The 13249-nt window shown below is 72.6% G+C and carries 9 protein-coding genes and 1 pseudogene; 7 read left to right on the top strand and 3 right to left on the bottom strand.

Translation table 11 applies throughout. The features are described 5' to 3' along the window. Positions 1–52 precede the first annotated feature (52 nt). The 3 genes from ACIQM4_RS01920 to ACIQM4_RS01910 all read right to left on the bottom strand — a co-directional run bounded on the left by ACIQM4_RS01920 (position 53) and on the right by ACIQM4_RS01910 (position 3488). A complete protein-coding gene (locus ACIQM4_RS01920; RefSeq protein ID WP_401584611.1) occupies positions 53–1849 on the bottom strand; it encodes a thiamine pyrophosphate-requiring protein in 1797 nt (598 codons plus the stop codon). A gap of 31 nt (positions 1850–1880) precedes the next feature. Next, positions 1881–2852, bottom strand: a complete 972-nt coding sequence (locus ACIQM4_RS01915) for a TIGR03557 family F420-dependent LLM class oxidoreductase (RefSeq protein ID WP_401584608.1) — start codon at positions 2850–2852, stop codon at positions 1881–1883. A gap of 162 nt (positions 2853–3014) precedes the next feature. Next, positions 3015–3488 carry a DUF5709 domain-containing protein gene (locus tag ACIQM4_RS01910; protein ID WP_401584605.1) on the bottom strand — a complete coding sequence of 158 codons (474 nt, stop codon included), beginning with the start codon at positions 3486–3488 and terminating at the stop codon, positions 3015–3017. A gap of 363 nt (positions 3489–3851) precedes the next feature. Here ACIQM4_RS01910 and ACIQM4_RS01905 point away from each other — a divergent pair, with 363 nt between their 5' ends. The 7 genes and pseudogenes from ACIQM4_RS01905 (at position 3852) to ACIQM4_RS01875 (ending at position 13004) form a co-directional block, all read left to right on the top strand. Next, positions 3852–5357 (top strand): aminotransferase class I/II-fold pyridoxal phosphate-dependent enzyme, encoded by a 1506-nt coding sequence (locus ACIQM4_RS01905; protein ID WP_401584602.1) that lies wholly within the window; start codon positions 3852–3854, stop codon positions 5355–5357. Next, a complete protein-coding gene (locus ACIQM4_RS01900; RefSeq protein ID WP_401584599.1) occupies positions 5354–6439 on the top strand; it encodes an NAD-dependent epimerase/dehydratase family protein in 1086 nt (361 codons plus the stop codon). The genes ACIQM4_RS01905 and ACIQM4_RS01900 overlap by 4 nt, the downstream gene beginning before the upstream one ends. Before the next feature lie 135 nt (positions 6440–6574). Beyond that, positions 6575–8803: a catalase gene (locus ACIQM4_RS01895; RefSeq protein WP_401584596.1), complete on the top strand. Its 2229-nt coding sequence runs from the start codon at positions 6575–6577 to the stop codon at positions 8801–8803. Between the two features lie 364 nt (positions 8804–9167). Then, a complete protein-coding gene (locus ACIQM4_RS01890) occupies positions 9168–9896 on the top strand; it encodes an ANTAR domain-containing protein (protein ID WP_401584593.1) in 729 nt (242 codons plus the stop codon). Between the two features lie 67 nt (positions 9897–9963). Further along, positions 9964–11517, top strand: a complete 1554-nt coding sequence (locus ACIQM4_RS01885) for an FAD-dependent oxidoreductase (RefSeq protein WP_401584591.1) — start codon at positions 9964–9966, stop codon at positions 11515–11517. Further along, positions 11415–12450, top strand: a pseudogene (locus tag ACIQM4_RS01880) (DUF72 domain-containing protein). The gene ACIQM4_RS01885 and the pseudogene ACIQM4_RS01880 overlap by 103 nt, the downstream one beginning before the upstream one ends. 89 nt (positions 12451–12539) lie before the next feature. Beyond that, complete coding sequence (locus tag ACIQM4_RS01875; RefSeq protein WP_401584589.1) at positions 12540–13004, top strand: SRPBCC family protein; 465 nt, start codon at positions 12540–12542, stop codon at positions 13002–13004. Positions 13005–13249 lie beyond the last annotated feature (245 nt).

The raw sequence follows: 13249 nt of genomic DNA, 5'->3' as shown, positions 1-13249 counted from the left end.
TCGCCATGTCCCCCGTGCGTACGGCCCTGTTCGTACGCACCGGGCTTCGGGATCAGGTGTCCTTGCGGCCACCCGGCAGCATCTCCTGCACCTTGGCCTTGAGCCCCTGCTTCACCACGTTCGCGCGGTCGCTGTCGCCCTTGAGGATCGCGGTGGCCGCAGCCTCGATCTGGTCGAGCGTGGCGTGCGGCGGGACGGGCGGCACGGCGGGGTCGGTGCGGAAGTCGAGGACGAAGGGCCGGTCCGCCGTGAGCGCCCGGCGCCAGGCGTTCTCCACGTCGCCCGGCTTCTCGACCCGCAGGCCGTCCAGGCCGATCGAACGCGCGAAGTCCGCGTACGGCACGTCGGGAAGCGACTGGGAGGGCAGGAACTGCGGGGCCCCCGACATCGCGCGCATCTCCCAGGTGACCTGGTTGAGGTCGCCGTTGTTGAGGACGGCCACGACCAGTCGCGGGTTCTCCCACTGCTGCCAGTACTTGGCGGCGGTGATCAGCTCGGCCATGCCGTTCATCTGCATCGCGCCGTCCCCGACCAGCGCGATCGCGGGCCGCCCCGGGTGGGCGAACTTCGCCCCGATGACGTACGGGACGCCGGGGCCCATGGTGGCCAGGGTGCCCGAGAGGGAGCCGCGCATGGAGCCGCGCAGCCGCAGGTGCCGGGCGTACCAGTTGGCCGCCGAGCCGGAGTCCGCGGCGATGATCGCGTCCTCGGGCAGCAGGGCGTCGAGGGCGTGGACGACGTACTCGGGATTGACCGGGTCGGCGTCGACGGCGGCCCGCCGCTCCATCACCTCCCACCAGCGGGCGGTGTCCTTCTCGATCTTCCGGCGCCACTTGCCGTGCTGCTTGCGCTCCAGCAGCGGCAGCAGCCGGGTCAGCGTGGCGCGGGAGTCGCCGACGAGGTTCAGCTCGAAGGGGTACCGCAGCCCGATCATGTGCGGGTCGATGTCGATCTGTACCGCGCGGGCCTGGTCGAACTCGGGGAGGAACTGGCTGTAGGGGAAACTGGACCCGATCACCAGGAGGGTGTCGCAGTCCCGCATCAGCTCGTACGAGGGCCGGGTGCCGAGCAGTCCGATGGATCCGGTGACGTACGGGAGGTCGTCGGGCAGCGCGTCCTTGCCGAGGAGCGCCTTCGCGACGCCCGCGCCCAGCACGTCGGCGAGCTGCTTCACCTCGGCGCGGGCGCCGCGCGCCCCCTGGCCGACGAGCACGGCGACCTTCTCGCCCGCGTTGAGGATCTCGGCCGCCCTGCGGAGGTCCTCGTCCGCCGGGACCGGCGCGTAGGAGGACATGCCGAGGCTGGAGGGGACCATCTTGAAGGCGTGGGTGGGCGGTGTGTAGTCGAGTTCCTGCACGTCGGCCGGGACGATGACCGCGGTGACGGAGCGGCGGGCGTAGGCCGTCCTGAAGGCGCGGTCGATGACGCCGGGAAGCTGCTCGGGGACGGTCACCATCTCGCAGAAGTCGGAGGCCACGTCCTTGAAGAGGCTCAGCAGGTCGACCTCCTGCTGGTACGAGCCGCCCATGGCGCTGCGGTCGGTCTGCCCGACGATCGCCACCACGGGCACGTGGTCCAGCTTGGCGTCGTACAGACCGTTGAGGAGGTGGATGGCGCCGGGGCCCGAGGTGGCCACGCAGACGCCCGCCCGGCCGGAGAACTTGGCGTAACCCACCGCCTCCAGCGCGGACATCTCCTCGTGGCGGGACTGGATGAACTCGGGCTTGTTGTCGGCCCGTCCCCAGGCGGCGAGGAGGCCGTTGATGCCGTCACCCGCGTAGCCGAAGACGTGTTCGACGTCCCACTCCCGAAGCCGTTCGAGGATGTGGTCGGAAACCTTCTGCGTCATGGGGAGACCTTTCGTCGTCGCGGGGGTGGGCTCAGCTGCGGTTGTCCTCGCCGTGCAGCCGGGGCAGCAGCCGGGAGCGGTAGAAGTCGAAGAAGCCCTGCTGGTCGGGGCCAATCTGGTTGATGTAGACCTCGTCGAAACCGGCGGCGCCGAACGCGTTCACCGCGTCGAAGTGGGCGTCCTCGTCGTCGCCGCAGACCACGGCGTCCGCCACCATCTCCTCGGTGACCAGCTGCGAGGCCTGCTCGAAGTGGGCGGGTGTCGGCAGGACCTGGGGCAGTTCACCCGGCAACTGCTCGTTGGGCCACAGCCGGTGCGCGGTCCTGACCGCCTGGGCCCTGTCGGTGCCCCAGCAGACCTTGAGCCCGCCCAGGACGGGCTTCTGCCCGCCACCTGAGCGGCGGAACTGGCCCACCAGGTCCGCGTCCGGGCTCATCGTCACGAAGCCGTCGCCGACCCGCCCGGCCAGCGCGGCCGCCTGCGGGCCGAACCCGGACACGTAGAGCGGCGGCGGCTCCTCGGGCAGGGTGTAGAGCCGGGCGTTCTGCACCGTGTAGTGCGCGCCGCGATGGGTGATCTGGTCGCCGGTGAACAGCCGGCGCATCACCTGCACGGCCTCCTCCAGCATCTCCATCCGCTCGGGGGCCTCGGGCCAGGGGTCGCCGAGGATGTGCTCGTTGAGCGCCTCACCCGTACCGAGCCCGAACCGGAAGCGTCCGCCGGTCAGCACCGCGGCCGTGGCCGCGGCCTGCGCGTTGACCGCGGGGTGCATACGCACGGTCGGGCAGGTGACGAACGTCGTGACCGGCAGCGAGGTGACCTGCGAAAGGGCTCCGATCATGGACCAGACGAAGGGGCTCTGCCCCTGCTCGCCGTTCCACGGGTGGAAGTGGTCGGAGATCGCCAGCGCCTGGAACCCCGCCTGCTCGGCGGCGCGGGCCTGGGAGAGCAGTTCGGCCGGGGTGAACTCCTCGGAGGACAGGAAGTAGCCGTAGATCGTCATGCCTCGCCTCTCACACGTCTGTCGAACCGGCCGCACGGGCGCGGCCACCTCTCTGGGACCGGCCGCACGACCACGGCCCGGGTTCAGCGCTCACCCCCGCGGACTGCGCCGACCGGGTGACCGGCGAGGGCCCTGGCGCGCGGGCTCACGCCCGTCCGCACCTCATTCGTCGTCGGGCACGACGTGCATCGCGGCTTCCTCCGCGGAGGCCGCCGCCCCGTCGACACCCACGTCGGAGGCCAGCAGGTCCTTCTCGGTGTCCTCGTGGGCGCCTTCGTCCAAAGCCACCAGACGGCCCGCGCGCGCGTCCCCCACCTCGTCGTCGACGAGTTCGCCGTCACCGCCCGGCAGATCGCCGAGGCCGTCGTCCGCCGGGTCGTCGGGCACCTCTAGCGACGGGTCGGGGACCTCCTCGGCGAGCCGCTCGTCCAGCGTCTCGCCCTCCCGCTGCTCCTGTGCGGTGGTCCCGGTGTGTTCCACACCGCGCGGCTTCTCCGGCGGGGACCAGCCCTCGTCGTACGGGTCGGCCTCGCGGTCGTTGAGGGTGTCCTCGGGGTCGAGCACACCGGAGTCCGCCGGCGCCTCCTCGGAGGAGTCGTCGGGCTGGTAGACGTCGTCGCCGCGTTCGCTGCTCATCGCTCGGTCATCTCCCGGTGGTGGAAATCGTTCGGTTCTTCGCCCGCCGTACGTGGGCACGCGGCGGCGTCCGTGCTCCGCGTGCCCACGCGGTGGGCGGTCACACCCACCGGTGACGAACCGGGGCCAATCGGCTCGAAGGCGGTGGACCCGTACCGAAGACGTTAGTCCGGTACGTGCCTGGGCACCCGCCGTCCCGTAGAGCGGAACAGCGCGTCCACAGGGCCCGGATCCCGTGACCACCACCCGCGCGGCGGCAGTCGGCCGGGCGACGACGCCCGGTCGACGGCAGACTGCTGTCCAGTGCCTTCTTCGCCGGCCCCGGAGAGCAGGCCCGGAAGCCGCGCCCCAGAGGAGAGGCACATGCAGCCAGACCACGACGACACCCCGGGCCACCACGAGGCCCCCGTTCTGGAGGCCCTCGCGGCGTACCACGAGCGGGACGAGCTGGCGTTCACCCCACCGGGCCACAAGCAGGCGCGCGGCGCGGACCCGGAGGTGCGCAAGGTCCTCGGTGACGCGGTGTTCTTCGGTGACGTGCTGGCCAGCGGCGGGCTGGACGACCGGCGCGGCCGGGGCCGGGTGCTGGAGCGCGCCGAGGTGCTGATGGCCGACGCCGTACGGGCCGACCACACCTTCTTCTCCACCTGCGGCAGCTCGCTGTCGGTCAAGGCGGCGATGCTCACCGTGGCGGCGCCGCACGAGAAGCTGCTGGTGAGCAGGGACGCCCACAAGTCGGTGGTGGCGGGTCTGATCCTGTGCGGCATCGAGCCGGTCTGGATCGACCCCCGCTGGGACCACGCGCTCCATCTCGCGCACCCGCCGACCGCCGAGGCGTACGAGAAGGCCTTCGCCGAGCACCCCGACGCCAAGGGCGCCCTCGTCACCAGCCCGACCCCTTACGGCGTGGCCGCGGATCTGCAGGCCGTCGCCGAGGTGTGCCACCGCCGGGGCCGACCGCTGATCGTCGACGAGGCGTGGGGTGCGCACCTGCCCTTCCACCCCGACCTGCCGTCCTGGGCGATGGACGCGGGCGCCGACATCTGCGTCACCAGCATCCACAAGATGGGCAGCGGCCTGGAACAGGGTTCGGTGTTCCACCTCCAGGGTGACCTCGTCGATCCCGCCGCGCTCGCGCTGCGCGCCGACCTGCTCGGCACCACCAGCCCCTCCGTACTGCTGTACGCGGGAATCGACGGCTGGCGTCGGCAGATGGTGCTGCACGGCGAGAGGTTGATGTCCCACGCGCTGGAACTCGCGGCGACGGCGCGGGAGTCGATCGAGGCGATCGACGGCATGCATGTGAACGACGAGAAGGACTTCTGCGCTCCTGACGGCGCCGCGGGGTTCGATCCGCTTCCCGTGGTGGTGGACCTCTCGGAGCTGGGTGTCTCGGGTTACCGGGCGGCGGACTGGCTGCGCGCGCACCACCAGGTCGACATGCACCTCTTCGACCACCGCAGGATCAGTGCCCAGATCAGCCACGCGGACGACGCCACCACCGTCGCACGGCTGTTGGACGCGTTGCGTGACCTCGCCCGCCACCGGGACGAGGTCAGTGGCGGGGTCACGGTGGCGGTGCCCTCCCCCGCCGAGCTGCGGATGGAGCAGGCGGTCCTGCCCAGGGACGCCTTCTTCGCCGCCACCGAGGACGTCCCCCTGGCCGAGGCGGCGGGCCGTGTGGCCGCGGAGATGATGACCCCCTACCCGCCCGGCATCCCGGTCGTGCTGCCCGGCGAACGCCTCACCGAACCGGTCCTGGGCTATCTGCGTACCGGCGTCGACGCGGGCATGAACATCCCCGACGCCACCGACCCCCAGCTGCGGACCGTCCGCGTCGTGTCATCCACCGGAGGTACCGCGGCATGAGCAAACGCGTAGTGATCACGGGGGCGACGGGCAACGTGGGGACGAGCGTCCTGCGGGCCCTGGCGGCGGATCCGGAGATCGGATCCGTCCACGGGATCGCCCGCCGGATCCCGGACGGCACCCCGGCCGGGACCACCTGGACCGAGCTCGACCTCGGCGCGGCCGGTGATCCGGACAAGCATCCGGCGTCCGTGGACGCGCTGGCGAAGGTGTTCGACGGCGCGGACGCGGTGATCCATCTCGCCTGGCTGTTCCAGCCCACCCACAAGCCCGAGGTCACCTGGCGCACCAATGTCCTGGGCAGCCTCCGGGTCTTCGAGGCGGCGGCCCGCGCGCGGGTCCCGGCGCTGATCCATGCCTCGTCGGTCGGTGCGTACTCCCCCGGCCCCAAGGACCGCCCCGTGCCGGAGAGTTGGCCGACGCACGGCTGGCCGGACGCGGCGTACTGCCGGGAGAAGGCGTATCTGGAGCGGATCCTCGACCTGCACGAACTACGTTGCCCCGAGCAGCGGGTGGTGCGGATGCGCCCCGCCTTCCTGTTCAAGCGCGAGTCGGCGGCCGAGCAACGCAGGCTGTTCGCGGGACCGTTGCTGCCGAACCGCCTCGTACGCCCGCACGCACTGCCCGTCGTGCCCGACGTGCCGGGGTTGCGGGTGCAGGCCCTGCACACCGACGACGCGGCGCAGGCGTACCGGCTCGCGGTGCTGCGGGAGGTGCGGGGCGCGTTCAACCTGGCGGCGGATCCGCCGGTGGACGCGAAGGTGCTGGCGGAGATGTTCGGCGCGCGGGCGGTACGGACACCGCGGGCCCTGGCGCGCGGTGCGCTGGCCGCCGGCTGGGGCGCCCGGCTGCTGCCCGCCTCCCCGCACCTGTTCGACGCGGTGCTGCGAATGCCGCTGATGGACTGCACCCGGGCCCGGGAGGAGCTGGACTGGCGGCCCCGGCATTCGTCGGTCAAGGTGCTGGAGGAGTTCCTGTCCGGACTGCGGGACGGCAGCGGGGGCCCCACTCCACCGCTGGCGCCCCGGGTGCCGGGCGGCCGGGCCGGCGAGGCGACGACAGGAATGGGGACCACTCCTTAGCCGCGACGGCGTGAATGAAGAGTCCGGTTTGTGAACCTCAAGACTGGTTTATGAACCTCAAGGCTGGTCACCCGGTCTGCACCTGACGACTCCCGGTCCACACGGGCGGCCGGGCAACCCACTGGAAGGATCGAGATGGACAAGTCCCACGCGAGCACCGGCGGCAAGCCGATCCCCGGCCGTCCCGCCCCCGAGCCGCCCCAGGTGGACGAGCCCACCGAGGTGCGCCCCCCGCTGCCGCCCAAGCCGGACCAGCGCGGTCCGGCCACGGTGAGCCCCACCGGTGAGCCCACCGGGGTGGACCAGGAAGTGGTGGCGCAACGGGACGCGTACCTGACCACCGCGCAGGGCGCCCGCCTGTACGACACCGACCACTCCCTCAAGGCCGGCGAGCGCGGCCCAACCCTGCTCCAGGACCACCACCTGCGCGAGAAGATCACCCACTTCGACCACGAACGCATCCCGGAGCGCGTCGTGCACGCCCGCGGCGCCGCAGCCCACGGCACCTTCCAGGGCTACGGCACCGCCGGGAAGATCACCAAGGCCGCGTTCCTCGCCAAGGACGCCGAGACCGAGGTCTTCGTACGCTTCTCCACCGTGCTCGGCTCCCGCGGCTCCGCCGACACCGTCCGTGACACCCGCGGCTTCGCCACGAAGTTCTACACCGACGAGGGCACCTTCGACCTCGTCGGCAACAACATCCCGGTCTTCTTCATCCAGGACGCCATCAAGTTCCCCGACGTCATCCACGCCGGAAAGCCCCACCCCGACCGGGAGATCCCGCAGGCCCAGAGCGCCCACGACTCCTTCTGGGACTTCGTCACCCTGCACACCGAAGCCACCCACCACACCCTGTGGAACATGTCCGACCGCGGCATCCCCCGCTCCTACCGGATGATGGAAGGCTTCGGCGTCCACACCTTCCGCCTGGTCGCCGCCGACGGATCGACGACCCTCGCGAAGTTCCACTGGAAGCCCAAGCTCGGCGTGCACTCGCAGGTCTGGGAAGAGGCGCAGATCACCCAGGGCATGGACCCCGACTTCCACCGCCGCGACCTCGCCGACGCCATCGAAGCAGGCGCGTACCCGCAATGGGAGCTGGGCATCCAGGTCTTTCCGGACAACCCGGAGCAGGTCTTCGAGGGCATCGACCTCCTCGACCCCACGAACCTGGTACCCGAGGAGCTGGCGCCGGTGCAGCCGGTCGGCCTGCTCACCCTCAACGCGAACCCGACCAACTACTTCGCCGAGACCGAACAGGTCGCCTTCCACCCGGGCCACCTCGTGCCCGGCATCGACATCACCGACGACCCGCTCCTGACCGGCCGCCTGTTCTCGTACCTGGACACGCAGATCACCCGGCTCGGCGGCCCCAACTTCGGCCAGCTGCCCATCAACCGCCCGCACGCCCCGGTCAACGACATGCTGCGCGACGGCATGCACCAGACCGCCGTGCACAGCGGCGTCGCGCCGTACCAGCCCAACTCCCTCGACGGCGGCTGCCCGTTCATGGCCGGAGAGGACGTCGGGGCCTACGTCGAGCGGCCGGTGGCGGTTCCCGAAGGCCGCAAGGTCCGCCAGGCCCCCGCCTCCTTCGACGACCACTTCAGCCAGCCGAGGCGGTTCTGGCTGAGCATGACGCCGGTGGAGCAGGAGCACATCATCGCCGCGTACACCTTCGAGCTGAACAAGTGCTACGAACAGGCCGTCAAGGAAAGGGCGTTGCGGGTACTCGCCAACATCGACCCGGAGCTGTGCGGTCAGGTGGCGACGGGCCTGGGTCTGCCGGCGCCGGAGCCGACCGAGCCGCTCGCGACGGTCGAGCCGAGCCCGGCGCTCTCGCAGCTCGGGCAGCGGTGGCCGACCGCGGGCCGGATCGTCGGCATCGTGGCCGGGGGCGACGGCGACCTGGACGAGCTGCGCACGCTGCAACAGGCCGTCGTGGAAGCCGGCATGGTGCCGCTGGTCATCGCGCCGACGGGCGGCAAGCTGGAGGGCGGGAGCGGCGAACCGGTCCCGGTCCAGCGGACGTACGCCACGGCGCGCTCGATCGAGTTCGACACGGTCCTGCTGGCCGGCACGCCGCGCGTGGGCGCCGACGCGTACGGCGCACGGGATGCCAAGGCGGACGAGCAGGCCACCGGGACGACCGACCCGAGGGTGCTGCTGCTGGTCTCCGAGGCGTACCGGCACGGCAAGGCGATCGGCGGCTGGGGCGGCGCGCTGCACGTCCTGGAAGCGGCGGGCGTGCCGGACCTGGCGCCCGGCGTGGTGCTGGGCGAGTCGGGCGGACCGGTGCTGGAACAGATCACCGAGCTGCTCGCGGCACACCGGGTGTGGGAGCGGTTCCCGCCCGGCATCTGACCGGATCCCGGCCCACCCGGCGTCCGATCGGGTTGCCGGGTGTGCCCGGCACCTGACCGGCCCGCCGGGACCACCCGGCACCGGACCGGACTGCCGGAACCCCCGGCACCTGACCGGACTGCCGCCCCCCGGCACCTGATCCGACTGCCGGGACCACCCGGACTCCTGCGGGGGCCGGGCCCCGCCCGCACGGGCCGGGTCCGGCCCCCGAGGCACAGGGTCCGCGCGCACGGGCCGGGGCCCGGCCCCCGAGGCGTAAGGCCCCGGCCCGCGGCGGGCCCGGGGCCCGCCCCCTTGGCGGAGGCACACTGCACATGTGCGCCCGCCGCACCCAATGGGCCGTACCGGCCCAGGTTGGACGGTCATGGCTGACGAAACCGGCCCGCGGATTGTGGATCTGCTGGAACTCCTGCTGGAGACCGACTCGCTGGAAGGGTTCCTGCTCGCGCTGGCGCGCAGCGCCGCCTCGCACACCCCCGCCTCCGACGGCTGCGGCATCACACTCGAACGCGCGGGACGCCCGCTGACCGTGGCGAGCCTCGGGGCCACCGCTTCGCTCCTCGACGAGAAGCAGTACGGCCAGGACGACGGCCCGTGCCTGACGGCCCTGCGCACCGGGGAGGAGATCAGCGTCCCTGACATGGTCGTCGAGGAGCGATGGGGCGAGTACCCCTCCTACGCCCTGGCCGTCGGCACCCGCTCGTCCCTGTCGCTGCCGATCGCCCCGCACACCCACACCGCCGGGGCGCTGAACCTCTACTCCGGCAAGGAGGACGGCTTCGCGGACGCGGACCTGGCCCTGCTGCGCACCCTCGCCGCCCAGGCCACCGGCGCCCTCGCGCTCGCGCAGCGGATCGCCGACGCGCAGGAGTTCGCGGCCGACCTCCAGACGGCGCTCACCACCCGGGCGGTCATCGACCAGGCGATCGGCCTCGTCATGGGGCAGCGGCGCTGCACGGCGGAGCAGGCGTTCGCCACCCTGCGGTCGGCCTCGCAGAATCGCAACATCAAGCTCCGCGAGCTGTGCGCGCAGCTCCTCACCAGGATCGGCGGCGAGCCGCCCGCCGAGGAGGGCCTGCGGCCCCGCGGGTGAGTCCGCGCCTGCCCCGGGTCACCCGTTCGGTGAGCATCTTCCGTGCGGATCGAGGAACCCGGACCCTATGAACGCACCTCGCACCCCCGGATCCGGGCCGCTTCCCGGCCGCGACGAGTCCTACTGGATGGCCACCAGCCCGCCGACCGGGCTCCCCGCGATCAGCGCCGACCTGGAGACGGACGTGGTCGTCGTCGGCGGCGGCATCGCCGGGCTCAGCACCGCCTGGGAACTGGTCCGCACGGGCCTTCGTGTCGTCGTCCTGGAGGCCGACCGCATCGCGGCCGGGGTCACCGGGCACACCACCGCCAAGGTCTCCGCCCTGCACGGGCTGGTCTACGACCGGCTCCTGAGCACCCGAGGCCCCGAGGCGGCCCGGCTGTACGCCAGGTCCCAGCAGGGCGCCGTGGAGCGGATCGCCGCCGTGGCCGACGAACTCGGCGTCGACTGCGGATGGGAGCGCAGGCCCGCCTACACGTACTCCCTCCTGCCCGAGAACCGCGCCGCGCTGCGGGCGGAGGCCGCCGCGGCCAGGGAGGCGGGGCTGGCGGCCGACTACGTGGAGGAGACCGGGCTGCCGTTCGACGTGGCGGGGGCGGTACGGGTCGAGGGGCAGGCCCAGTTCCACCCGCGTGCCTATCTGCTCGCCCTGGCGGAGGACCTGCGCTCCCGCGGCGGTGTGATCCACGAGCGCACCCGGGTGACCGGGCTGCACGAGGGCACGCCGTGCCGGGTGACCACCGAGTCGGGGCACACCGTGACCGCCCGGGACGTGGTCGTCGCCACGCACTACCCGGTCTTCGACCGGGCCATGCTGTTCGCCCGGCTCTCCCCCCGCCGCGAACTCGTCGTCGCCGCGCCGCTGCCCGCCGCGCAGGACCCGCAGGGGATGTACCTCACGGAGGACGGCGGGAAGCGGTCCGTGCGCACCGCCCCGTACGGCGACGGCAGGCTCCTGATCGTGACAGGCGAGGGGTTCACCCCTGGCGAGGGCGACGCGGCGGCCGGCTTCGCGCGCCTCGACGCCTGGATGCACGACCACTTCCCGGTCGGCGACACCGCGTTCCGGTGGGCTGCGCAGGACAACGACGTCAGTGACACCGTCCCGATGATCGGCCGCTACCACCCCGGCGCCCGGCACACCTACGTCGCCACCGGTTTCGGCGGCTGGGGCATGAGCGGCGGCGCCCTGGCGGGGCAGCTCCTGGCCCGGCTGCTGCACGGGGAGGAGCCGCCGTGGACGGGCCTGTACGATCCGCGCCGGCTGTGGAGCGCGGTACGCGAGGCCCCGGCCCTGCTCAAGCAACAGGCCGAGGTGGCACGCCACTTCGTGGGCGACCGGCTCGCCACCACGCACGTCGACTCGGTCGGTGAGATCGCTCCGGGAACCGGAGCGGTGGTGCGGCTGGACGGCAGCCGCTGCGCCGTCTACCGCGACGAGTCCGGCGCCGCCCACGCGGTGTCGGCCCGCTGCACCCACCTGGGCTGCCTGGTCGCCTTCAACGCGGCCGAGACGGCGTGGGAGTGCCCGTGCCACGGCTCACGCTTCGCGACGGACGGCACGGTCCTCCAGGGACCCGCGACCAAGCCCCTCGCACCCCGTACCGCACCGGAGCAGTGAGCCGGCGCCCGCGAACCGACCCTGGAGGCGTCATCACTGCCGCGAACATACTTGTCGGTGCCTGTTCCTGGACCGACCCCGCGCTGGTTTCCAGCGGCTGGTACCCGCCGGGTTCCCGAGGGGCCGAGGGACGGCTGCGGCACTACGCGTCCCGGTTCCCGGTCGTCGAGGTGGACAGCGGCTTCTACGCGCTGCCCACCGAACGCGTCGCCCGGCTGTGGGCCGACCGCACGCCGGACGGCTTCGTGTTCGACGTGAAGGCGTTCGCCCTTTTCACCGGCCACAGCGCCCGCACGGCGGCGCTGCCGCCCGAGCTGCGGCACGTGGCGGGAGGCAGGACCCGGGTGCGTCGGCGCGACCTGCCGCCGGACGCGTTCGAGGAGTTGTGGCGGCTGTTCCGCGCGGGGCTCGCGCCGCTGCGGGAAGCTGGGCAGTGTGCTGTTCCAGTTCTCGCCGTGGTTCGGCCCGGAGGCCCGCACCAGGGCCTATCTGGAGGAGTGCCGGGAGCGGGCCGGGGTCCCGATCGGCGTGGAGTTCCGCCACCCCGGCTGGTACCGGCCCGAGCGGCTGGCCGACACGGTCGGCTTCCTGACGGAGCGCGGCCTGCCGCTGGTCGCCGTGGACACCGCGCAGGGCCTGCCGGGATCGCTGCCCCCGGTCGCGGAGGCCACGGCCGACGAGCTGGCGGTCGTCCGCTTCCACGGGCGCAGCCCGCAGTGGGGAAGCGGCAGCAAGGAGGACAGCTACCGGCACGACTACACGGAGGCCGAGCTGGCGCCCTGGGTGCCGCGCGTCGAGGCGCTCGCCGCGCGGGCCCGCCAGGTCCACGTCCTGTTCAACAACTGCTGTGCGACCGCTTCGGTGGCGGCGGCGGAGACGATGCGCCGACTGCTCGGCCCTGCCCAGGTGCGAGGTGGCACCGCCCAGGTGTAAACCGTCCGCAGGCGGTCACCCGGCATCTGCGCGAGGATCAGAAGTGATCACGCGATCGGACATCCGGCAACGACGCCTGGAGGAGAGCCATGGCAGTACGGCACCAGCTCATCCGCCGCCCGCCCCAAGCCCTGTGGGCGGTACTCCGGGAGGAGACGCGTTACCACGAGTGGGTGGTCGGCACGCACTCCACCGAGCCCGGCGGGGGCGACTGGCCCAAGCCCGGGTCCACACTGCGGTACACCGTGCGGCTGGGCCCCAAGGAGTTCGAGGGGTTCACCGTGGTGCGCCGCCACGATCCGCCACGGGCCCTGGAACTGGAGGCGCACAGCGGGCCGCTGGGTACCGCACGCATCGCCCTCGACATCCGTCCGTGGGGTGACGACACGCTGGTGATCATGGACGAGCACCCGCTGCGCGGGGTGGGCGGCGCGCTGCACAACGGCGCCCTGGACGCCCTGCTCCAGCTGCGCCACCGGCGCATGCTGGGCCGACTGGCCCGCGTGGTCGAGGAGTCGGCGCCGGACAGGAGCGGGGAGCCCGTCGACGTGTGACGGGGCACATTCGCGACCCCGCACGGGCCTCTCGACCCCGCACGGGCCTCTCGACCCCGCAAGGGCCTCTCGACGCCGCACGGAAATCGCGACCCCGTACGGGCAATCGCGACGCCGCACGGGGAAGGGGGGGGGCGGGCGGGGGGCGGGGGCCCCCCGACCCCCGGGGGGGTGCCCCCGGGCGGCCGGGGTTTTTTGAGAGACCGGGAGGGGGTGATCTGGGGGGGCCCCACGGGGGGGTACGG

Origin of the sequence: Streptomyces sp. NPDC091272 (assembly GCF_044757485.1) — a bacterium.
GTDB lineage: Bacteria > Actinomycetota > Actinomycetes > Streptomycetales > Streptomycetaceae > Streptomyces.
The sequence above is the reverse complement of the archived record's forward strand: the minus strand, read 5'-3'. Positions and strand labels throughout refer to the sequence as shown.